The organism is Streptomyces sp. NPDC004031 (genome assembly GCF_053604375.1).
The window spans coordinates 61771-82625 of record NZ_JBSGHL010000017.1; the positions used below are offsets into that span (position 1 = coordinate 61771).

General features: G+C 72.9%; 20 protein-coding genes and 1 tRNA gene. 14 read left to right on the plus strand and 7 right to left on the minus strand.

The genetic code is table 11. The annotated features are described in order from the left end of the window. Positions 1–63: 63 nt before the first annotated feature. From ACWERV_RS13650 to ACWERV_RS13660, 3 genes are all read left to right on the plus strand, one after another. On the plus strand, positions 64–639 hold the full coding sequence (locus ACWERV_RS13650; protein ID WP_398191852.1) for a TerD family protein: 576 nt from the start codon (positions 64–66) through the stop codon (positions 637–639). A 59-nt stretch (positions 640–698) separates the two neighbouring features. Beyond that, positions 699–1862: a DUF475 domain-containing protein gene (locus tag ACWERV_RS13655; protein WP_452932494.1), complete on the plus strand. Its 1164-nt coding sequence runs from the start codon at positions 699–701 to the stop codon at positions 1860–1862. Positions 1863–1954: 92 nt separating this feature from the next. Then, complete coding sequence (locus ACWERV_RS13660) at positions 1955–2686, plus strand: TerD family protein (protein ID WP_398191846.1); 732 nt, start codon at positions 1955–1957, stop codon at positions 2684–2686. Between the two features lie 21 nt (positions 2687–2707). Here ACWERV_RS13660 and ACWERV_RS13665 read toward each other — a convergent pair whose 3' ends face one another. Beyond that, positions 2708–3643, minus strand: a complete 936-nt coding sequence (locus ACWERV_RS13665; protein ID WP_452932497.1) for a TerD family protein — start codon at positions 3641–3643, stop codon at positions 2708–2710. A gap of 250 nt (positions 3644–3893) precedes the next feature. Here ACWERV_RS13665 and ACWERV_RS13670 point away from each other — a divergent pair, with 250 nt between their 5' ends. Genes ACWERV_RS13670 through ACWERV_RS13680 form a run of 3 tightly spaced genes read left to right on the plus strand, consistent with a single transcriptional unit; the run spans position 3894 to position 8485 of the window. Beyond that, entirely contained in the window at positions 3894–5069 is a 1176-nt protein-coding gene (locus ACWERV_RS13670; protein ID WP_452932499.1) for an HpcH/HpaI aldolase/citrate lyase family protein, read from the plus strand. A gap of 21 nt (positions 5070–5090) precedes the next feature. Then, positions 5091–7673, plus strand: coding sequence for a phosphoribosyltransferase (locus ACWERV_RS13675; protein ID WP_452932502.1), 2583 nt, complete (start codon positions 5091–5093; stop codon positions 7671–7673). Next, positions 7670–8485 carry an HAD family hydrolase gene (locus tag ACWERV_RS13680; protein WP_452932504.1) on the plus strand — a complete coding sequence of 272 codons (816 nt, stop codon included), beginning with the start codon at positions 7670–7672 and terminating at the stop codon, positions 8483–8485. Before ACWERV_RS13675 ends, ACWERV_RS13680 begins: the two co-directional genes overlap by 4 nt. 9 nt (positions 8486–8494) lie before the next feature. On the opposite strand, the gene ACWERV_RS13685 is transcribed toward ACWERV_RS13680, so the two are convergent. After that, positions 8495–9124: a nucleoside/nucleotide kinase family protein gene (locus ACWERV_RS13685; protein WP_452932506.1), complete on the minus strand. Its 630-nt coding sequence runs from the start codon at positions 9122–9124 to the stop codon at positions 8495–8497. Between the two features lie 36 nt (positions 9125–9160). On the opposite strand from ACWERV_RS13685, the gene ACWERV_RS13690 reads away from it, so the two are divergent. Further along, complete coding sequence (locus ACWERV_RS13690; protein ID WP_398191827.1) at positions 9161–9817, plus strand: O-methyltransferase; 657 nt, start codon at positions 9161–9163, stop codon at positions 9815–9817. A gap of 88 nt (positions 9818–9905) precedes the next feature. On the opposite strand, the gene ACWERV_RS13695 is transcribed toward ACWERV_RS13690, so the two are convergent. Continuing rightward, positions 9906–10448 (minus strand): DUF4383 domain-containing protein, encoded by a 543-nt coding sequence (locus ACWERV_RS13695; protein WP_452932509.1) that lies wholly within the window; start codon positions 10446–10448, stop codon positions 9906–9908. Positions 10449–10546: 98 nt separating this feature from the next. On the opposite strand from ACWERV_RS13695, the gene ACWERV_RS13700 reads away from it, so the two are divergent. Further along, positions 10547–10777: an FmdB family zinc ribbon protein gene (locus ACWERV_RS13700; protein ID WP_398191822.1), complete on the plus strand. Its 231-nt coding sequence runs from the start codon at positions 10547–10549 to the stop codon at positions 10775–10777. 75 nt (positions 10778–10852) lie between these two features. Here the strand turns inward: ACWERV_RS13700 and ACWERV_RS13705 are convergent, their stop codons facing one another. Beyond that, on the minus strand, positions 10853–12259 hold the full coding sequence (locus ACWERV_RS13705) for a hypothetical protein (RefSeq protein ID WP_452932513.1): 1407 nt from the start codon (positions 12257–12259) through the stop codon (positions 10853–10855). Positions 12260–12265: 6 nt separating this feature from the next. Between ACWERV_RS13705 and ACWERV_RS13710 the strand changes: the two genes are divergently transcribed. From ACWERV_RS13710 to ACWERV_RS13730, 5 genes are all read left to right on the plus strand, one after another. Continuing rightward, positions 12266–12337 (plus strand) — tRNA-Val (locus ACWERV_RS13710). A gap of 192 nt (positions 12338–12529) precedes the next feature. After that, complete coding sequence (locus tag ACWERV_RS13715; protein ID WP_398191816.1) at positions 12530–12949, plus strand: YciI family protein; 420 nt, start codon at positions 12530–12532, stop codon at positions 12947–12949. After that, positions 12949–14253: an RNA polymerase sigma factor gene (locus ACWERV_RS13720; protein WP_452932516.1), complete on the plus strand. Its 1305-nt coding sequence runs from the start codon at positions 12949–12951 to the stop codon at positions 14251–14253. The genes ACWERV_RS13715 and ACWERV_RS13720 overlap by 1 nt, the downstream gene beginning before the upstream one ends. A gap of 517 nt (positions 14254–14770) precedes the next feature. Further along, positions 14771–15610 (plus strand): hypothetical protein, encoded by an 840-nt coding sequence (locus ACWERV_RS13725; RefSeq protein WP_452932519.1) that lies wholly within the window; start codon positions 14771–14773, stop codon positions 15608–15610. Positions 15611–15629: 19 nt separating this feature from the next. Further along, positions 15630–16382 (plus strand): bestrophin-like domain, encoded by a 753-nt coding sequence (locus ACWERV_RS13730; RefSeq protein WP_452932521.1) that lies wholly within the window; start codon positions 15630–15632, stop codon positions 16380–16382. 192 nt (positions 16383–16574) lie between these two features. Here ACWERV_RS13730 and ACWERV_RS13735 read toward each other — a convergent pair whose 3' ends face one another. Together ACWERV_RS13735 and ACWERV_RS13740 are read right to left on the minus strand one after the other, a co-directional pair. Further along, positions 16575–17993: a family 2B encapsulin nanocompartment shell protein gene (locus ACWERV_RS13735; RefSeq protein WP_452932524.1), complete on the minus strand. Its 1419-nt coding sequence runs from the start codon at positions 17991–17993 to the stop codon at positions 16575–16577. Between the two features lie 287 nt (positions 17994–18280). Next, entirely contained in the window at positions 18281–18967 is a 687-nt protein-coding gene (locus ACWERV_RS13740) for a DedA family protein (RefSeq protein WP_398191803.1), read from the minus strand. A 603-nt stretch (positions 18968–19570) separates the two neighbouring features. On the opposite strand from ACWERV_RS13740, the gene ACWERV_RS13745 reads away from it, so the two are divergent. Further along, complete coding sequence (locus ACWERV_RS13745; protein ID WP_398191800.1) at positions 19571–20152, plus strand: TMEM165/GDT1 family protein; 582 nt, start codon at positions 19571–19573, stop codon at positions 20150–20152. Here the strand turns inward: ACWERV_RS13745 and ACWERV_RS13750 are convergent, their stop codons facing one another. Beyond that, positions 20153–20806 carry an HAD-IA family hydrolase gene (locus ACWERV_RS13750; protein ID WP_398191797.1) on the minus strand — a complete coding sequence of 218 codons (654 nt, stop codon included), beginning with the start codon at positions 20804–20806 and terminating at the stop codon, positions 20153–20155. Positions 20807–20855: the final 49 nt, after the last annotated feature.

The following is a 20855-nucleotide window of genomic DNA, read 5'->3' on the forward strand; positions in this document are numbered from 1 at the left end:
GTTCGACCGAGCGGCAGCGACGAGCAGCAGCGACAGAGCACCGACCTAGGGGGAAGGACCACCATGGGCGTCACACTGGCCAAGGGAGGCAACGTCTCCCTCTCCAAGGCCGCGCCGAATCTCACCCGGGTGCAGATCGGCCTGGGCTGGCGGGCCCGCTCGACCACCGGCGCCGAATTCGACCTGGACGCCAGCGCGCTGCTGTGCGGAAACGGCCGGGTGCTGGGGGACGAGTTCTTTGTCTTCTACAACAATCTGAAGAGTCCCGAGGGCTCCGTCGAGCACACCGGTGACGATCTCACCGGCGGCAGCGGCGGCGACGACGAGACGATCCTGGTGGATCTGACGCTGGTCCCGGAGCGGGCCGACAAGGTCGTCTTCCCGGTGTCGATCTATGACGCGGATGCCCGTGCGCAGACCTTCGGGCAGGTCAGCGACGCGTACATCCGGGTCGTGAACCAGAGCGACGGAGCCGAGCTGGCCCGCTACGACCTCACCGAGGACGCGTCGACCGAAACGGCGATGATCTTCGGCGAGCTCTACCGCTACAACGGCGAGTGGAAGTTCCGTGCGGTAGGTCAGGGGTACGCCTCCGGTCTGCGCGGGATCGCCCTAGACTTCGGGGTCAACGTTTCGTAAAGCCCGCACCGTGCGGGGGACCTCGTGGTCATAGGTCACAAGGATTGGGTGGGAAGCACGTGCTCCTCAGAACATTCGGCTGGTCGTTCGGCATCACTGCCGCCGGCCTCGCCCTGGCCGGCGTCCTCTGGGGGTGGCACGGACTCGCGATCGTAGCGATCCTGTCGGTCCTGGAGATCTCGCTCTCGTTCGACAACGCCGTCATCAACGCGGGCATCCTGCGCAAGATGAACGCCTTCTGGCAGAAGATGTTCCTGACGGTGGGCGTGCTCATCGCGGTCTTCGGCATGCGGCTGGTCTTCCCGATCATCATCGTGGCGATCACCGCGAAGCTGAGCCCGTGGGAGGCGGTCAAGGTCGCGATCAACGACCACGACCGCTACGAGGCGCTGGTCACCGGAGCCCACCCGGCCATCGCGGCCTTCGGCGGGATGTTCCTGCTGATGATCTTCCTCGACTTCATCTTCGAGGAGCGCGAGATCACCTGGCTCGGCTGGCTGGAGCGCCCGCTGGCCAAGCTCGGCAAGCTGGACATGCTCTCGGTCGTCATCGCGCTCGTCGTGCTCGTGATCGCCGCCACCACGGTGGCCACCGGTGTTCCGGTGCACGGCGGGCACGGTGAGATCGACAAGGCCGAGACGGTCCTGCTCGCCGGTGTCGGCGGCCTCATCACGTACCTCGTGGTCGGCGGCGTCTCCGGCTTCTTCGAGGAGCGCCTGGAGGACGAGGAGGACGACGACGAGGACGGGGACGACGAGGCCGAGGGCGCGGCCGCGGAGAAGAGCGGCCCCACCGCCGGGCAGGTGGCGGGGCTGGCCGGCAAGGCCGCGTTCTTCATGTTCCTCTACCTGGAGGTCATCGACGCCTCGTTCTCCTTCGACGGTGTCGTCGGCGCCTTCGCCATCAGCAACGACATCTTCGAGATCGCGCTCGGCCTCGGCATCGGCGCGATGTACATCCGGTCGCTGACCGTCTTCCTGGTCCGCAAGGGCACGCTGGACGACTACGTGTACCTGGAGCACGGCGCCCACTACGCGATCGGCGCGCTGGCCTTCATCCTGCTGGCCACCATCAAGTACGACATCAGCGAGGTCGTCACCGGCCTCGTCGGCGTCGTCCTGATCGCGGCGTCGTACTGGTCGTCGGTGGTACGCAACCGTCGTCTCGGGGAAGGTTCCCAGTCGGCGGACGACGACAAGACGGAAGTCACGACCGGCGTGTGACCGGTCACCCGTGACGTCCCGCTGCCCCCGCCGCCCGGCGGGGGCAGCGGCACGTGTGCGGGGGGAGCTACGGCTACGGAGGGGTGGCGGCAATGGCGTGGCGGGACTTCTTCCGGCCCAGCGGCGCGGCGCAGTTCGACATGGCGAACGCGCACACGGTCGAGCTGACCAAGCGGCACCCGGTGGTGTCGCTGACCAAGCAGGGCGCGGCGGTCGGCAACATGCGGGTCAATCTGTCGTGGTCGATGCGCTCGTCCGACACCGGCAGCTGGGCCACCGACGAGCGCGGCTTCCTGCGCCGCCAGTTCGACGTCTTCCGGCCCCGGGTGGTCCAGGCCGCCGGTCCGGCGATGGTCAACGTCGACCTGGACCTGGCGTGCATGTACGAGCTGGCCGACGGCAGCAAGGGCGTCGTCCAGCCGCTCGGCGAGTTCCACGGCGACCTGGACGCGCCGCCGTACATCCAGATGAGCGGCGACGACCGCTTCGGCGGCACCTCCGGTGAGACGCTCTACATCAACTTCGACAAGCGCGACGAGTTCAAGCGGCTGCTGGTCTTCGTCTACATCTACGACGGCACGCCCGCCTTCGACCGCACGCACGCCAAGATCGAGATCTTCCCCGGCTCCGGCCCGCGCATCGAGATCCCGCTCAACGAGCGCGAGCCGCAGGCCCGCTCGTGCGCCGTGGTGCTCATCGAGAACAACAAGGGCGAGCTGACCGTGCGCCGCGAGGTCAAGTACGTCTACGGCTTCCAGGCCGAGATCGACCGGCTGTACGGCTGGGGCCTGCAATGGGGCCGCGGCTACAAGTCCAAGCTCTGACCGCGGCCCCGGACCACCCCGTCAGCGCTGCTGCTGGAACTGCGGCCCCTGCGGGGGCAGCGCGAAGACCGGGCCGCCCACCGCGGAGGCGGCCACCGGCTGCGGGTAGCCGTACGCCGGGTAGCCGGGCTGCGGCTGCTGGTGCACCTGCGGCGCCACCGAGGGCGGCGGCGGGGCGGCGACGGGCTGCGGGTAGCCGTACGCGGGCTGGGCGGGGACGTGGCCGACGGCGGGCGCGGGCAGCGGGTAGCCGTACGCGCTGGACTGGTCGGGCGAGGGCGCGGGGTGCGGCCGGGTCTGCACCTGCGACGGGCTCGGCGGCTGCGGCGGGCGGTTCGGCGTGGGAGCAGGGGCCGGGGTCTGGGCCTGGGACGTGGCGTCGTCGCCCTTCGCGGCCTGGGCGCCCTCCTCCGCCGCGTCGTCCACCGTGATGCCGAACTCGGTCGCCAGGCCCACCAGGCCGGTCGCGTAGCCCTGCCCCACCGCGCGGAACTTCCAGCCGCCGTCCTTGCGGTACAGCTCGCCGCAGTTGAGCGCGGTCTCGGCGCCGGTGTCGGGGCGTACGTCGAAGGTCAGCAGCGGCGGGCCGCCGGGCGCCGCGGTGTCGTACAGCAGCACGCACAGGTCGCGGACCAGCCGGAAGGGCCCGCCGTCGCAGGAGGCGGCGATGACCGCCCGCTGGACGCCGGGGTCCAGCGCCGCGAGGTCCACCTCGACGGTGTCGGTCAGGCCCTCGGCCACCCGGTGCTTGGGCAGGTGGCGGGCCACGCCCGAGGGGTGCCGGGGGGCGTTGTAGAAGACGAAGTCGGCGTCCGAGCGCACCTTGCCGCCGGGGCCCAGCAGCAGCACGGAGGCGTCCACGTCGGGTGTTCCGCTGCCGGGGCTCCAGCGCAGCACCGCGCGGATGCCGGGGGCGTCGAGGGGGACGTTCGAGCCCTTCACCATCACGTGCGTCATGCCCGCCATCCTGCCCTTCCGGCGGGCCGCCTCACAACGTCGGACGGGGGCGCCGGGCCCCGCGGCGGCGCTTCCGCCGCCCCGGTCCCCGCCGTACGGTGGACGGGATCCTCCGGGTCACCCCGCCGACCTGCGGTGGTTACGTGTTCTTCACGTTCGGAGGGAACGTCTGGGGCATGCTCACTCGTACGATAATCGGCCAGATGTCCTCAAGGCCCGTCACTTGACCCGTACCTGGAAAGGGGGCGCCATGCGACACTTCGGCCACCTCGCCGCCGAAACGCGGCAGGAGCTGTTTCACATCGAGCCACGGGAATTCACCTCGGATTCGCCCGCGGCGATGCTCGCGGCCGCCCTCGGCGCGACCCTCTACTCGCCGGCGACGCGGCCCTCGCTCGCCGACGACGTGCTGAAGCAGGCCGCGCGCGGGGTCGTGTCCATGGTGCTGTGCCTGGAGGACTCCATCGACGACCGCGACGTGGAGGCCGGCGAGGCCAACATCGTCCGGCACTTCCGCGACCTCGCCGACCGCCCGGACGCCGCCGGCGCCCTGCCGCTGCTCTTCATCCGGGTCCGCACCCCGTGGCAGATCACCGACCTCACCACCCGGCTCGGCGACAGCGTCGCCCTGCTGTCGGGCTTCGTGCTGCCGAAGTTCACCGAGGAGACCGGCGTCCCCTTCCTGGAGGCGCTCACCGCCGCCGAGGCCGCGTGCGGGCGCCGGCTGTTCGCCATGCCCGTGCTGGAGTCGCCCGAGCTGATGCACCTGGAGACCCGGGTCGAGGCGCTCAACGGCATATCCCGCACCGTCGACAAGTACCGCGAGCGGGTGCTCGCGCTGCGCCTGGGCGTCACCGACTTCTGCTCCTCCTACGGCATCCGCCGCGGGCCCGCCATGACCGCCTACGACGTGCGGATCGTCGCCTCGGTGATCGCCGACGTCGTCAACGTCCTCGGCCGCGCCGACGGCTCCGGCTTCACCGTGACCGGCCCGGTCTGGGAGTACTTCCGCCACCAGGAGCGCATCTTCAAGCCGCAGCTGCGCCGCAGCCCCTTCGCCGAGGGCGAGTCCGAGGAGCTGCGTGCCGCGCTGCTGGAGCGCGACATGGACGGGCTGCTGCGCGAGATCGAACTGGACCGCGCCAACGGACTCCAGGGCAAGACCTGCATCCACCCCACCCACGTCCCGATCGTGCACGCGCTGAACGTCGTCACGCACGAGGAGTACAGCGACGCCGCCGACATCCTGCACGAGGACCGCAGCGGCGGCGGAGTGCTGCGCTCCGCCTACACGAACAAGATGAACGAGGTCAAGCCGCACCGCGCCTGGGCCGAGCGCACCCTGCTGCGGGCCGAGGCCTTCGGCGTGGCGCGCGAGAGCATCAGCTTCGTCGAACTCCTCGCGGCCTGTGTTCCCGCCGCCTGACCAGGCATCCTTGTACAAGACATGAAATTCACCGGAGAAGACCGCCCCCGCCCCGCCGCCGACGCCCCCTGGCCGGGCCAGTGGGTCGCCGACCGGCTCGGCATAGCCCTGCACGGCGAGGGCCTGCCCGATCTGCTCGGCCTCGCCCTGCGCCGCAACCCCAAGCGCGCCCACCTGCTGGTGTCCAACGTGCTCGGCAAGCACGTCCCGCAGCGCCCCGGCACGGTCTACGGGCACGCCCACGACCTGGGCCTGCGGGTCCGCGCGCTGCTCGGCGAGCAGGACGCGGCCCGCGCCGTCGTCGTCGGCTACGCCGAGACCGCGACCGGACTCGGCCACGCCGTCGCCGACGGCGTCGGACCCGTGCCGTACCTGCACTCCACCCGCCGGGAGGTGGCCGGGCTCGCCTCCGGCGGCGCCTTCCAGGAGGAGCACAGCCACGCCACCGGCCACCTGCTGCTGCCCGAGGACCCGGCACTGCTCGCCGGGACGGGGCCGCTGGTGCTCGTCGACGACGAGTTCTCCACCGGGCAGACGGTCCTCAACACCATCCGCGACCTGCACGCCCGCCACCCGCGCGGCCACTACGTCGTCGTCGCCCTCACCGACATGCGCGCCCCCGCCGACCACGCCCGGCTCACCGCCTTCGCCGCGGAGCTGGGCGCCCGCGTCGACGTGCTGTCGCTGGCCGCCGGGACGGTCACGCTCCCGGACGGCGTGCTCACCGCCGCCCAGGCCCTCGTCGCCGAGCTGACCCCCGCCGCCGAGGCGGCCGACGCCCCCGCCGCCGAGGTCCGCCGCGTCGCCCTGGACTGGCCCGCCGGCGTGCCCGACGGCGGCCGGCACGGCTTCCTGCCCGCCCACCGCGCCGCCCTGGAGGCCGCCCTGCCCGCCATGGGCCGCCGCCTCGCCGAGGCCCTCCCGGTGGGCGCCCGCCGGGTGCTCGTCCTCGGCACCGAGGAGCTGATGTACGCGCCGCTGCGGCTCGCCCAGGCCCTGGAGGCCTACGCGCCCGGCGGGGCGCCCGCGGGGCCGCAGGAGGGCGCCGAGGGGCTCCCGGCGGGAGCGGAGGCGGAGGCGGCGGCCGGGGTGGCGGCGTACTTCTCCACCACCACCCGCTCACCCGTGCTCGCCGTCGACGACCCCGGCTACGCGATACGCAGCCGGCTCGTCTTCCCCGCGCACGACGACCCCGCCGACGACGGCTCGCGCGAGCGGTACGCCTACAACGTCGCGGGCGCCGGATTCGACGCCGTCGTGGTCGTCACCGACTCCGCGGGCGACACCCCGGCGCTGCACGCGCCCGGCGGGCTGCTCGCCTCCCTCGCCCCGCACACCGGCGCGGTGCTGCTCGCCGTCGTCCCCACCCACGAGCCGGCCTCCGCCGATGAGCCCGCCCCCGCCCATGAGCCCGCCCCCTCCCGACCGAACGGAAACCCCGGCCTGATGAGTGCAACCCCCGGACCGCTGCGCGGCCCCGCCTTCGGCTCCTATGCCGCGGACGAGGTGGGCTGGCTGCTCAAGGACCTGTCCGACGTGCAGCTCGAAGCACCCACCGAGGAGCGCGAGGAGGCCATCCAGAGCGGCGGCGCCCACTACGCCGAGTCGCTGCCTGTCGAGTACCAGCCCAGCGCCGCCTACCAGGACCTCTTCCGGGCGGCCCTGGAGACCTCCGCCGGGCGCATCGCCCGCGCGGTCGGCGCCGTGACCGAGCTGGTGCTCGCCGAGCGCGGCCCCGACGCCGTCCTGGTGTCGCTGGCCCGCGCCGGCACCCCGGTCGGCGTGCTGATGCGCCGCTGGGCCCGGCAGGCGCACGGCCTGGACCTCCCGCACTACGCCGTCTCCATCGTCCGCGGCCGCGGCATCGACCCCGCCGCGCTGCGCTGGCTCGCCGCCCACCACGACGCCGCCGGCTGCGTCTTCGTCGACGGCTGGACGGGCAAGGGCGCCATCACCCGCGAACTCGCCGACGCCATCGGCGCCTTCCCCGAGTTCGCCCGCTTCCGCCCGGAGATCGCGGTGCTCGCCGACCCCGGCGGCTGCGTGTCCACGTACGGCACCCGCGACGACTTCCTGATCCCCTCCGCGTGCCTCAACTCCACCGTCTCCGGCCTCGTCTCGCGCACCGTGCTGCGCGCCGACCTCGTCGGGCCCGGCGAGTTCCACGGCGCCAAGTTCTACCGCGAGCTGGCCGGCTCCGACGTCTCCGGACTCTTCCTCGACACCGTCACCGCCGCCTTCGACGAGGTCGGCGACGACGTCGCCCGCGACGTCAAGGCGCTGCGCGCGCAGGACCGCTCCCCGACCTGGGCGGGCTGGGCGGCCGTCGAGCGGATCAGCGAGGAGTACGGCATCGGCGACGTCAACCTCGTCAAGCCCGGCGTCGGCGAGACCACCCGGGTGCTGCTGCGGCGCGTCCCGTGGAAGATCCTCGCCTCCCGCGGCGCGGGCGCCGACCTCGACCACGTACGCCTGCTCGCCGAGCAGCGCGGGGTGCCCGTCGAGGAGACCGACGACCTGCCCTACTCGTGCGTCGGCCTCATCCACCCGCGCTACACCCGCGGCGCGACCGGCACCGACGGCAAGGCGGTGGCAGGCCGGTGAACCGCGCCTACAGCCGGACGATCGTCGCCAGCGACCTCGACCGCACCCTCATCTACTCGGCCGCCGCGCTCGCCCTGGGCATGCCCGACGAGCAGGCCCCGCGGCTGCTGTGCGTCGAGGTGCACGAGAGCCGCCCGCTGTCGTTCATGACCGAGACCGCCGCCCGCGTCCTGGCCGAACTGTCCGACACCGTACGCTTCGTGCCCGCCACCACCCGCACCCGCAAGCAGTACCGCCGGATCAGCCTGCCCTGCCCCACGCCGAGCTACGCGATCTGCGCCAACGGCGGGCACCTGCTGGTCAACGGGCGCACCGACCACGACTGGAACACCGAGATGCGCCGCCGGCTCGCCGACGGCTCCGCCCCGCTCGACGAGGTGCGCGCGCACCTGGCCGCGACCGCCGACCCCGAGTGGATGCGCAAGGAGCGGATCGCCGAGGACCTCTTCTGCTACCTGGTCGTCGACCGCGAGCGGCTGCCCGCCGGGTGGGTCAAGGAACTCGGCGCCTGGGCCGAACCGCTCGGCTGGACGGTCTCCCTCCAGGGCCGCAAGATCTACGCGGTGCCCCGGCCGCTGTCCAAGAGCGCGGCCCTGGCCGAGGTCGTCCGCCGCACCGGCGCCGACCGCGTCCTGGCCGCCGGCGACTCCCTCCTCGACGTCGACCTCCTGCTCGCCGCCGACCGCGGCTGGACCCCCGGCCACGGCGAACTCGCCGACACCGGCTGGACCGCCCCCACCGTCACCCCCCTCCCCACGGCGGGCGTGGCCGCGGGCGAACAGATCCTCCGGGAGTTCCTGGCACACGTGTGAGCGGCACCCCTAACCCTCCCGTGGAGAGACGACCCGGTCGCACAGCCCCCGCCCCTTCTCCACGCGCACCGCGTTGACGCGCTCGCTGGAGGCGATGAACTCCCGCGCCTCCTCCTCGGTCCGCCCGCCGCGCAGGTGCCTGCGCAGGAGCCGCCGCTCCCGCAGGCCCCGCGGCGTCTCGACGTACCACAGCTCGTCCAGCAGGTCGCGCACCCGCGCCCAGCCGGGGCCGTCGTCGGCGAGGTAGTTGCCCTCGGTGACGACGAGCGCGGTGCCGGGCGGCACGACGAGACCGGCCGCTATCGGCTCGTCCAGGCGCCGGTCGAAGTCGGGCGCGTAGACCGGGCGCGCCCGCTCCGCCCGCAGCCGCTCCAGCAGCACCACGTAGCCGTCCACGTCGAACGTCTCGGGGGCGCCCTTGCGGTCGCGCAGGTCCAGCCGGTCCAGTTGCGCGTTGGACAGGTGGAAGCCGTCCATCGGCACATATGCGGCCGTTCCGGCGCCGAGCCGTTCGTCGACGCCCGCGACCAGCCGCCTGGCCAGCGTCGACTTGCCCGCGGCGGGCGCGCCCGCGAGCCCCAGCAGCGCGCGGCGGCCTGGAATGCTGGGCACGAGGGCGACCGCGTCATCGACAAGCATCCCGTCACCCTAAGTGCCAGACCTGGGAGCAGACTCGTGTACGAAACGAAAAACCCGCAGCTCACGCCCGAGCTGTACGCATACGTCCTGGAGCACAATCCGCTCGACCCGGTGCAACGCGAACTGGTGGACGTCACCCACCAGCGGCTCGGCGATGTCGCGGGCCTCCAGACGGCGGAGGAGCAGGGCCCGCTGCTGGCGTTCCTGGTGCGGCTGACCGGCGCGCGGCAGATCGTCGAGGTCGGCACCTTCACCGGCTTCTCGACGCTGTCGATGGCCCAGGCGCTGCCCGAGGATGGGCGGGTCATCGCGTGCGACGTCTCGGAGGAGTGGACGGCCGTTGGCCGTGAGGCGTGGCAGAAGGCGGGCGTCGCCGACCGTATCGACCTGCGCATCGCCCCGGCGATCGAGACGCTGCGGGCGCTGCCGGAGGGCCCGTGGATCGACCTGGTCTTCCTCGACGCCGACAAGGGCGCGTACGTCGACTACTGGGAGGAGCTGGTGCCGCGGATGAACCCCGGCGGCCTGCTGGTCGTCGACAACACCCTCTTCCACGGCGACGTCAGCGACCCGGACACCACGGGCGGCGGCGCGGCCATCCGCGCGTTCAACGACCACGTGCGGGCCGACGACCGGGTCGACGACGTCCTGCTCACGGTGGCGGACGGGCTGACCCTGGCCCGCCGCCGCTAGCCGCCCGGCACGGCTGCCATGCACATAGGCCACCGGTCATACCTCATACGTATGGCCGGTGGCCTATGTGCCGCCGTCGGGGCGCAGGTCAGTGCTGCGGGATGCCGCGCGGCGGCGGGCGGCGCTGCGGGGCGGCCGCCTTCTCGCGGGCCTCGTACTCGCGTGCGGCCTCCTGCGGGTGCCGCTTGCGCCAGTACGGGTTGTCGTGCGGGAGACCGCCCGTCACCCGCCCGTACATGCCGAAGAAGAGCAGCAGCAGCCCCACCCCGAAGCTGAAGAGCACGTTGGACATCTTGAACGCCAGCAGGTTGCTGTCCGTGTCCAGCAGCGCCAGGTTGACGAAGCCGCTGATCAGAAAGGCCGCGCCGACGCAGATGTTGAGGGTGGAGGCGAAATTGCCGCCGATGACCATGCCGACGAACAGCAGCGCGCCGACGCCGATCGAGATCGAGCTGAGCGCTCCGTTGGAGTTCAGGCCCGCGACGCGCTCACCCGCCTGGTTCAGGAACGAGACGTGGTTGAGCAGGCCGAGGATGCCGAAGACGACGAGGATCAGGCCCATCAGTCCGGCGCCGAAGCGGTAGACCTGACTGAGCCGGTGGTCGACGGGGACGTGGTCGTTCAGCTGCATGGGCGTCTCCTTCGGGGAGGTTGACCGGTCGAGGACGCCACTTCCCAGGATAGGCCGGGGACCGCCGCCCGGCAGCGCGGCCCCGATACGCTGTGGCCATGCCTCGTTACGAATACCGGTGCAAGACGTGCGGCGCGACCTTCGAGATGCGCCGCCCCATGTCGCAGTCCGCCGCCCCCGCGCCCTGCCCCCAGGGCCACGGCGACACCGTCAAGCTGCTCTCGACCGTCTCGGTCGGCGGCACCGCCTCGTCCGCCGGCGGTTCCGCGGCCGCCCCGGCCCCCGCGGGCGGCGGAGGCGGCTGCTGCGGTGGCGGCTGCTGCAGCTGACGCGGTACGGACGCGGCCCGGGGCTGGGCCCCGGGCCCGAGAGCCGGGAAGCCGGGAAGCCGGGAAAAGGATTCCTCAGCGGCCGGCCGCGCGGTCCTCGCGGATGTTGGACACCACACGGTTGACCTTCTCGCGCACCGCGGCCGTCTCGGTCAGGAACGCCCAGTAGTCCGGGTGCGCCCCCTCCAGCCCGGCCAGCGCCCGGTCCAGCCGCGCGACCGCCTCGTCCAGCGGGCGGGCGTGCCGCGGCTCGGGCTGGGTGCGGCCCTGCATCGCCAGCCGCTGGGCGTCCCGGATCGCGAAGCGGGTGCGCTCGACCTCGGCCTTCGGGTCCTTGCTGACCTCGTTGAGGCGCTGCAACCGGTCCCGCGCGGCGCCCACCGCGCCGTCCACGTCGTCCATGAGCGCGCGCACCGTCGCGAGCTTCGCGGTGGCCTGCGCCCACTGCTGGGCGTCCCGCGCCCGGCGGGCCTCGGCGAGCGTCGTCTCCGCCTGCCGTACGGCCTGCGCGGCCTGCTCCGGCACCGGCTGGAGGTCCTGCCAGCAGGCGAGCGAGAAACGCCGCCGCAGCTCGCTGAGCACGGGGGCCACGCCCTCCGCGCGGGTGCCGAGCGCCTGCACCCGGGTGCGCAGCGACACCAGGCGCTTGTCGATCTCCCGGGCCTGCTCCGGCAGTCGCTCGGCCTCGGCCCGGATCGCCTCCGCCTTGAGCCGGATGTCGTTCGCGCGCCGCACGGTGTCCTGCACGCCGTGCTTGGCGGCGCCCTCGTTGAGCTTGGTCAGCTCGGGGGCGAGCGCCGCGAGCCGGGCCGCGAGGTCGTCCGCGGCCAGCCCCGCGGCGCGTACGGCGTCGAGCGCCTGGCTGGCGGCCAGCAGCGTCTGCTTGGCCTGCTCACGGGCCGGGGCGAGCCGGGCCAGCTGGGTCTCGGCCCGGTCCAGCAGCGGGGCCGTCTGCGTCTGGTAGCGCTCCAGCTCCTTGCGCACGTTCGCCAGGTCGTCCTTGGCGCGGTTCAGCTCGGTGATCGCACGGTTGGCGGCGCCGTGGTCCAGGTCGTCCCGGTCCAGGTCGTGGGCGTCGACGGTACGGATGTAGGCCGCGCTGGCCTCGTCGATGCGGTTCTTGAGCGCCTCGAAGCCGGACAGCGCCCTGCGGGCCTCGGCGGACTGCTCGACCGCCGAGATCGTCTCGATGGAGATCTCCAGCTCCCGCTGCGCGGTGTCCAGCTCGTAGAAGGCCTGCGCGGCGGCGTCCTTCGCGGCCTGGGCCTCGGCACGCGTGTTGTCGCCGCGCCGCCACCACGAACGTGCCGTCGTCACGTTTTGCTCTCTCCCCGTGTCGCCGCCCCACACCGTCGCGTCCCATCCTCCCACCCACCCGCCCCGAACACACGGCCCGGTCCGCCCGCCCCCGGGACCCCCGTACGCGCCCGGGTATGCCCTTGCCCACCGGCCCCCGCGGCGGGGTAACCTGTGACGTCGCATTCTGCGGGGCGTGTAGCTCAGTGGTAGAGCGCCGCCCTTACAAGGCGGATGTCGGCGGTTCGAAACCGTCCACGCCCACCCCTCACCGACGGTCCTGCCGGCCGTCCGGTTCCCCCCGGCGGCGGCCCGTTCCGGCACCGGAGGAGTCCGGAGAGGAACCGGAAGAAAAAAACCTGCTCCGTTTCCGCGCCCTGTGTCGATCCGCGCGTCCGCCGCTCGACCTGGGATAGAGAGGGTCGACAGACGACCCCCCGGACGAGGAGAGCCACGATGGCGAAGTACATGCTGATCATGCGCGGGACGGACGAATCCGTCGCGAAGATGATGGAGACGCCCTTCGACGAGATGCTGGAGACGGTGGGGCGCTTCAACGAGGAGCTGATCCGGGCCGGGGTGCTGGTCGCCGCGGAGGGGCTGGACGACCCGTCGCAGGGGGTGGTCGTGGACTTCGGGGCGGAGACGCCGGTGGTCACCGACGGGCCCTACGGGGAGACCAAGGAGCTGTTCGGCGGCTTCTACCTCATCGACGTCGCCTCGAAGGAGGAGGCGGTGGAGTGGGCCAAGCGGCTCCCGGCGACCGCCGGTTCGAAGGTCGAGATCCGGCGGGTGCCGGGTATCGACGAATTCCCGCAGGACAACGAGTGGATCGTCAGGGAGCGGGCCTGGCGTGAGCGGACCGGCCAGCTCTGATGGCCGAGGTCGGTGGCGGCCCGCCGGCCGCCGAGGCGGCGCGGCGGGCCGCCTCGGCCGTGTGGCGGATCGAGTCCGCGCGGATCGTCGGCGCGCTGGCCCGCTGGACCGGGGACTTCGCGCTCGCCGAGGACGTCGCCCAGGAGGCGCTGGCCGAGGCGCTCGTCGGCTGGGCGCGCGACGGGGTGCCGGACAGCCCGGTGGGCTGGCTGCTGGCGACCGCGCGGCGGCGGGCCGTCGACGCCTACCGCCGCCGGTCGGCGCTCGACGAGCGGTACGCGCTGCTCGCCGGGCAGCTGGCCGAGGGCGAGTTCAGCTCGGGCGTGCACGCGGTCGCCGGGCAGCCGGACGACCTGCCGTGGGACCCCGACCGGGTGGACGACGACGTCCTCGCGCTGATGTTCACCGCCTGCCACCCGGTGCTCTCACCGGAGGCCCGGGTGGCGCTCACGCTGCGCGTGGTCGGCGGGCTGTCCAGCCAGGAGGTCGCCCGCGCGTTCCTGGTGCCCACCGCGACCGTCCAGGCCCGGATCACCCGGGCGAAGAAGACGATCGCGGCCGCGCACGTCCCCTTCGAGCTGCCGCCCGCCGAGGAGCGCCGGGAGCGGCTCGGCGCCGTCCTGAGCGTCCTGTACGTGATCTTCACCGAGGGCTCGACGGCCACGGCGGGCGACGAGCTGATCCGCCGCGACCTCGCCTACGAGGCGGTCCGGCTGGCCCGGACGCTGACCGCGCTGCTGCCCGCCGAGCCGGAGGCGCACGGACTGCTCGCGCTCTTCGAGCTGACCGCCGCGCGCTTCCCGGCGCGCACCGGGCCGGACGGGGAGCCGGTGCTGCTGGAGGACCAGGACCGGCGCCGCTGGGACCGCTCGGCGATCCGCCGGGGCCTGGCCGCGCTCGGCCGGGCCGGCGGCGCCGGGCGCGGCCTCGGGCCGTACGGGTTGCAGGCCGCCGTCGCCGCCTGCCACGCGACGGCGGCCTCGGTGGGCGAGACGGACTGGGAGCGGATCGTGCTGCTCTACGAGGCGCTCGGGCGGGTGGCCCCCTCGCCCGTGGTCCAGCTCAACCGTGCCGTGGCCGTCGCCATGGCGAGCGGGCCGGAGCCCGCCCTGCGCATGGTGGACGAGCTGGCCGCCGCCGGGGGGCTGTCCGGGTCGCACCTGCTGCCGAGCGTGCGCGGCGAGCTGCTGGCCCGCCTCGGCCGCACCGCCGAGGCCCGGGAGGAGCTGGAGTTCGCCGCACGGCTGTGCGGCAACGCCCGCGAGCGGTCCGTGCTGATGCGCAAGGCGGCCGCGCTGGGTTGACCGTCGCTGCGTTGACCGCCGGGGGGATGACCGCCGGGGCGGGCCCCGGGGCGCGGCCCCGGGGAGCCGCCGTCACGGGTGGGAGAAGCCGGACGCGGCCCGGTGCCTCGAACGCGTCGAGCGCGGAGATGCCGTCGGCGACGAACCGCGCGGTGTCCCGCAGGCCCTCCATGACCTTGGTGCAGCCCTCGCGGCCGAGCCGTACGAATCTGTAGTGCCGGCCGACGATCTGGACGTCGGAGCCCATGACCAGGTTGGGCCGGTCCGCGGGCAGCCCGGCGGCCTGCCTGCGCTGCCGCCACTTCGGCCTCGGGGTCCATCCACGTCGTCACGAACGTGGCCATGTTCAGCCGCGAACTCCTGTCGAGCAGCAGCTCGTCGTGGATCATCCGGTGGGCGGTCCACCGGACCGGGGGATTCGAGCAGGTGATCGTATGTTTGACGGCCTTGGTCCCCCTTACGGGGAATGCCGCCGATGTGTCTGTGCGGTGGCTTGCGCGGTGCTGACCATGAACGCGTGAGCACTCCCAGAGGGAGGCGCTTGCGGGCCTGGACGGTGGTCGCCGTGGTGACGGCCGCCGCCGGGGTGTGGGGGGTCAGCGGTGCGGCGGAGGCCGCGCCGGGGCGCCCGCGCCCGCCCGGGTCCGTGCGCGCGCCCGATCCCGCCGACCGGCCGTCCTCGCCCGTACGCGCCTCCGCGCGCGCCCCGGGCGCCGTCTCCGTGCGGATCCCCGCACACGTCTCCGTACGCGTCTCCGGCGGGCAGGTGGACGTCCGCGTCCGGGTGCCGGAGCCCGCGGTCCCGGCCTCGCACCACACGCCGAAGCCCCGGCCGCCGCACCCCGCGCACCCGTCGCACCTTCCGAAACCGCCGAAGCTGCCGCGGCCCTTCCACTGGTGCGGGCACTGGCACCGGGAGTGGAAGTGGCCCGCGCCGCTGCACTGCCACCGGCCGACGCCCCCGCCACCACCCCCGACCACACCGCCGCCCCCGCCCCCCACGACGCCTGCGCCGACCACGACCCCGAAACCCACGGCCGTACCGCACCCGAAGCCGAAACCCACGAAGAAACCGGTGGTGAGAGCCATCCCGCAGCCCCCGCCCGCCCCGAAGCCCAAGCCCAGACCGAGCCCCCGGCCGCCGGAACCGGCACCGACCACACCCGCGCCCGCACCGGCGCCCGAACCCGCGCCGCCCGCCGTGCACTGGCCCGACCGGCCGCCCGTGCCCGCCTCGGCGCCCGTGCAGCACCGCCGCAAGCTCACGACCGTGCTGCTGGTCACGACGGTGCCGGGGCTGCTGGCCGCGGCCGTGCTCAAGCCCGGATCGGGCGCGTATCGCAGGAACAACCGGTAGGACGCGAGGGGGAGTTCATATGACGCAGTGGGTGGCCCTGCTGATCGCGATGGTCGCGGTCTGCGCGGTCGTGATCGCCATCGTCGTCCTGCGGCAGCGCAGGATCGGCGACGACGACGACCCGAACGAGACACCGGACGTCATCGAGTACATGGTCATGATGATCGGTGTGATCTACGCGATCGTGCTGGGCCTGGCCATCGCCGGGGTGTGGGAGGGCCAGAGCGGGGCGCAGTCCACCGTCCAGGCCGAGGCGCAGGCCCTGCACGAGGTCAAGGAGCGGGTGCAGGTCTACCCGCCCGCGATCCGCGACAAGGTGCGGGCCGACGTGGACGCCTACGCGTCCTTCGCCGCCGAGAAGGAGTGGCCGTACATGCGCCACCACGGCGACCTCGCGCCGCGCGGCACCCAGTTGCTGGACCAGGTCCGTACCGACATCACGCAGTACGACCCCAAGACCGACCTGGAGGCGCAGGCCTACCAGCCGCTCGTGGACGAGGTCGCCGCGGCGGACGCGGCCCGCACCGCGCGCGGGCAGAGCGCGGGGGCGACGATGCCGCCGGTGGTGTGGTTCGGCCTGATCACCGGGGCACTGGTGACGGTCGGCCTGATCTTCACGCTGCAGATCCGGCGCTCGGCACGCGAGTTGCTGCTCGCCGGGCTGTTCAGCGCGCTCATCGCCTTCCTGCTCTTCCTGATCTGGGACCTCGACTCGCCCTTCGGCAGCGGACTCGCCGTCTCGGCGGACGCACTCCGGGACATCCTCGGCTAGGGCCGGTCCGGCGGATCCTGCGCCGTACGGACAGCCGGCCCGTCGGGCCCCCGTCCGCTGAGCCGTGATCCGCCGGACCGGGCAGTTGCAAGGTCCGGCCATGGACCACGATCCGTCCCGTGAGGAGCAAACCGAAGGGGGAGGCCCCGCCGCCCGGACCGGCGGCGGGGCCTCCCCCTTGTGGGCTGAGGATCAGCCCCAGTTGGACACGTTCACGTTCTCCAGCACGCCGAGCGCGTCCGGCACCAGGACCGCGGCCGAGAAGTACGTGCTGACGAGATAGCTGATGACGGCCTTCTCGTCGATGCCCATGAAGCGGACGTTGAGCCCGGGGGAGTACTCGTCGGGCAGGCCGGTCTGGTTGAGGCCGACGACGCCCTGGTTGTCCTCGCCGGTACGGATGGCGATGATCGAGCTCGTACGGGCCTCGGTGACCGGGATCTTGTTGCAGCTCAGGATGGGAATGCCGCGCCAGGCGGGCACGGAGTGGCCGTGCAGCTCGACGGGGGTGGGGTAGATGCCGGCCCGTGTCCACTCGCGGGCGATCGCCGCGATCGTGCGCGGGTGGGCGAAGAGGAAGCGGGTGCCGCGGCGGCGGCTGATCAGTTCGTCCAGGTCGTCCGGCAGCGGCGGGCCGGCGTGCGGCTGGATGCGCTGGTCGTACTCCGCGTTGTGGAGCAGGCCGAACTCCGGGTTGTTGATGAGCTCGTGCTCCTGGCGCTCGCGCAGCGCCTCGACCGTCAGCTTGAGCTGCTCCTCGGTCTGGTTCATCGGCTCGTTGTAGAGGTCCGCGACGCGGCTGTGGACGCGCAGCACGGTCTGCGCGACGCTCAGTTCGTACTCGCGGGGCTTCAGCTCGTAGTCGACGAAGGTGCCGGGCAGCCGGGGCTCGCCGCGGTGGCCGGAGGCGAACGCGATGTCGGCCTCGCCCTTGCGGTTGGTGCGCTGCTGCGGGACCGCGCGCACCGCTTCCAGATGTGTGCGCAGCGGCTCGGCCTGGGCGGTCAGTTGCTCCAGATCCTGCCGCGTCAGCGCGAGGACGGTCGTGGTCGTCACCGCGCGTGCGGTGAAGTCCCAGGCCGCGTCGGCCGACAGGAGGGCCTGCTCGCCGAAGTACCCGCCGTCGGCGACGCTGCCGAGACGGTTCTCCTCGCCGTAGGAGCCCTCGCCGAGCTTGTCGACCTTGCCGTGGGCGATCAGGTAGACCGTGTCGGCCGGTTCGCCGGCCGCGGCCAGCACGTCGCCCGGCGCGAACTCGCGCTGGACGAAGCGGTCGGCGAGGGCGGTGAGCACCTCCTCGTCGGTGAAGGTCCGCAGGGCGGCGATCTCGCCCAGCTCCTGCGGAATGACCCGGACCTGCGACCCGGTCTTGACGAAGGTCACGCGCCCGTCCCCGACGGCGTAGCTCAGCCGCCGGTTCACGCGGTACGTACCCGCGTTGACGTTCACCCAGGGCAGCGCCTTCAGCAGCCACCTGGACGAGATCCCCTGCATCTGGGGCGCGGACTTCGTGGTCGTGGCCAGATTCCGCGCGGCGGCCGTGTCAAGGCTCGTCCGCGCGTCATCCGGGGAGTTGCCGAGTGCGGTGTCCTGGCCCGCATCTACCGACATGGTGCCTGTCCTTCCCGTATGGGGGTGATACGGGAGCATTCTTTCGGTGACGCTGCGTGCTGACTATTGCCGTATCGAGTGAGAATACTTTGACGGCGGGTGGGGGAGAGCAACGGAAAACGCCTGCACAACTGCCCCTGCGGGCAGCCGTGCAGGACGGGCGGCGCGGGGTGGCGCCGGGTGGTGAAAGGCGGAGAGGGGGCGCGAACGGCAGGCGCGCGACGCGGTCGGCCGCCCGGCGTGCGCTCCGGGGCCCGCGCGGGGCTCCACGGTGCCCTGCCGGACTGCTACAGGGCCTCGACGACCGAGGTGCGGTCCGGACCCGCGGCGCTCTGCGGCGGGATCGTGAGCGGCACGGCCGCGTAGCTCGCGGCGGCCAGCGCCGAGCGCCGCTCGCGGCGGAAGACGTACGCGGCGAAGACACCCGCGCCCAGCAGCGCGACGAAGGACATCAGCGTGCCCAGCCAGCTCGCGCCCAGCCACTCGCCGCCGACCCAGCCCAGGCCCACGCTGTAGGTGGCCCAGCAGACCCCGGCAAGGGCCGACCACGGCAGGAACTCACGCGGCCGGCGGCGGGCCGTACCCGCGCCGAGGCTCACCACGCTGCGGCCCGCGGGCGCGAAACGGGCGAGGACGACCAGGGCGCCGCCACCGCTCGCCAGCACCTGGCCGAGCCGGTCGTGCGCGGCCGTCAGCCGCCGGGAGGCGGCCATCCGGCGGGCGAACCACTCCCCGCCGCGGAAGGCGAGCCGGTAGGCGAGCAGATCCCCGAGGCAGGACGCGATGGCGGCGCAGGCGAGCAGCGCCACCACGTCGAGTATGTCGTCGCTGGAGCCGGTCGATCCGGCGGTCGCCGCGCTCACCACCAGCACACCGCTGGGCAGCACCGGCACGAAGACGTCGAGCAGCACGGACAGTGCGACGAGCAGATAGATCCACGGCCACTCGAAAAGAGAGCCCAGGCCTTGCAGCACCGCGCCTCCTCGTCCTTGCCGGTCCTACATGTCGCTTCCGGGTCCTGTCAGGTCCTGCAATGACGAATCGATCCTGACCATTCGCACAGGTCAGGGCCTTGTGAACGCTCAGTGCCGGTCTTGCGTCAACGCCGGCGGATCTTCATCCGCCGTCAGCCGTACAGCGTACGCCAGCATGGCCGGGCGGTACCGGTCAGGGTGAGTGACGTACGAGACAATCACGACCTTGTCACGACAGGAATACCTCCTGAAGCAACGTTCCCGCTCCGCCCCAAGTGCCGCCGATACCGCATCGTTACGGCCCGCGCCGCCGCCGTTCCACTCCTGTGCCCGGGATATGCCCAGGTCCGGGGTCCCGTACACTGGTGGGCAGCAGAAGGGGAGTAGCTCTTCGCCGGACCGTCGACATACTGCCGGGTTCGTATGCGGTGCCGTAAGGCACGGCAGGCGACCTGGCCGGCGCCCGGAGCGGTGGGGCATCGCACGCGATGCGCACCGCCAGCGAGACCTTCGGCCGCAGTGTTCCAACGCTGCCGTGCCGAAGCGACCCCCTTTTTTCCGGTCTCTCGGCAGGGCGCCCCTACCGATCGAGGAAACCGACCCGTGCTCAGCCTGACCGTCATCGTCGTCGTCTTCGGCGTGATCTTCCTGGCCGAACTCCCCGACAAGACCGCCCTCGCGAGTCTCATGCTCGGCACCCGCTACCGGGCGTCGTACGTCTTCGCGGGCGTCGCCGCGGCCTTCCTGGTCCACGTCGCGCTCGCCATCGCCGCCGGCAGCCTGCTCACGCTGCTCCCGCACCGCCTGCTCCAGGCGATCGTCGGCGTCCTCTTCCTCGGCGGCGCGGTGATGCTGCTGCGCTCCAAGCCGGAGGACGAGGAGAACGTCAAGGCGCCCGCCGACCAGAGCTTCTGGAAGGTCGCGGGCGCGGGCTTCATGCTCATCCTGGTCGCCGAGTTCGGCGACCTGACGCAGATCATGACCGCGAACCTCGCCGCCCGCTACGACAACCCGCTCTCCGTCGGCATCGGCGCGGTCCTCGGCCTGTGGGCGGTCGGCGCGCTCGGCATCTTCGGCGGGCGGATGCTCATGAAGAAGGTGCCGCTCACGCTCATCACCAAGATCGCCGCCGCCGCCATGGCGGTGCTCGCGGTCTTCAGCCTCTACGAGGCGATCGCCGGCTGACTATCCGACGGTCACCGTGAGCAGGCCCTCCGGGCCCGCGGTGACCGTCACGTCCAGCAGCGTGGCGGCGAGCGCGTCCGGCCCGTACGCCGCCGCGCGCGGACCCACACCGACGACCGGCATCCCCCCGGCGCGCGCCGCCGCGACACCGACCTCGGCGTCCTCGAAGACCAGGCACTCGGCGGGCGCGAAGCCCAGCTCGGCGGCGCCCTTCAGGAAGCCCTCCGGATCCGGCTTGCTCGCGCCCACCCGCTCCGCGGTCACCATGACCGGCGGCAGCGGCAGCGCGGACGCCTCCATACGGGCCCGCGCCAGACCGTCGCTCGCTGACGTCACCAGCGCGTGCGGGAGCCCCGCGAGCGAGGCGAGGAACGCGGGGGCGCCGGGGACCGGGACGACGCCGTCGAGATCGGCGGTCTCCTCGGCCAGCATGACCGCGTTCTCCGCGTAGTTCTCCGCCATCGGGCGGTCCGGCAGCAGCTCGGCCATCGTGGCGTGCCCCTGCCGTCCGTGCACGACCGCGAGAACGGCCGCGGGCTCCAGCCCGTGCCGGTGCGCGAAGCGCGACCAGCAGCGCTCCACCACCGCGCCGGAGTCGACCAGCGTGCCGTCCATGTCGAGGAGCAGGGCGCGGACGGTGAAGACGGACGGCATGGCTCTCCCTCGACGTGGCGCAGTGGCTCCGCCCGCCGGTCAGGGGAAG

Excerpts from the sequence above, each read along its gene's own strand:
- ACWERV_RS13650 (WP_398191852.1), top strand. The coding sequence starts at position 64 with ATGGGCGTCACACTGGCCAAGGGAGGCAACGTCTCCCTCTCCAAGGCC.
- ACWERV_RS13660 (WP_398191846.1), top strand. The coding sequence starts at position 1,955 with ATGGCGTGGCGGGACTTCTTCCGGCCCAGCGGCGCGGCGCAGTTCGAC.
- ACWERV_RS13665 (WP_452932497.1), bottom strand. The coding sequence starts at position 3,643 with ATGACGCACGTGATGGTGAAGGGCTCGAACGTCCCCCTCGACGCCCCC.
- ACWERV_RS13670 (WP_452932499.1), top strand. The coding sequence starts at position 3,894 with ATGCGACACTTCGGCCACCTCGCCGCCGAAACGCGGCAGGAGCTGTTT.
- ACWERV_RS13675 (WP_452932502.1), top strand. The coding sequence starts at position 5,091 with ATGAAATTCACCGGAGAAGACCGCCCCCGCCCCGCCGCCGACGCCCCC.
- ACWERV_RS13685 (WP_452932506.1), bottom strand. The coding sequence starts at position 9,124 with ATGCTTGTCGATGACGCGGTCGCCCTCGTGCCCAGCATTCCAGGCCGC.
- ACWERV_RS13695 (WP_452932509.1), bottom strand. The coding sequence starts at position 10,448 with ATGCAGCTGAACGACCACGTCCCCGTCGACCACCGGCTCAGTCAGGTC.
- ACWERV_RS13700 (WP_398191822.1), top strand. The coding sequence starts at position 10,547 with ATGCCTCGTTACGAATACCGGTGCAAGACGTGCGGCGCGACCTTCGAG.
- ACWERV_RS13705 (WP_452932513.1), bottom strand. The coding sequence starts at position 12,259 with ATGCGACGTCACAGGTTACCCCGCCGCGGGGGCCGGTGGGCAAGGGCA.
- ACWERV_RS13715 (WP_398191816.1), top strand. The coding sequence starts at position 12,530 with ATGGCGAAGTACATGCTGATCATGCGCGGGACGGACGAATCCGTCGCG.
- ACWERV_RS13720 (WP_452932516.1), top strand. The coding sequence starts at position 12,949 with ATGGCCGAGGTCGGTGGCGGCCCGCCGGCCGCCGAGGCGGCGCGGCGG.
- ACWERV_RS13730 (WP_452932521.1), top strand. The coding sequence starts at position 15,630 with ATGACGCAGTGGGTGGCCCTGCTGATCGCGATGGTCGCGGTCTGCGCG.
- ACWERV_RS13735 (WP_452932524.1), bottom strand. The coding sequence starts at position 17,993 with ATGTCGGTAGATGCGGGCCAGGACACCGCACTCGGCAACTCCCCGGAT.
- ACWERV_RS13750 (WP_398191797.1), bottom strand. The coding sequence starts at position 20,806 with ATGCCGTCCGTCTTCACCGTCCGCGCCCTGCTCCTCGACATGGACGGC.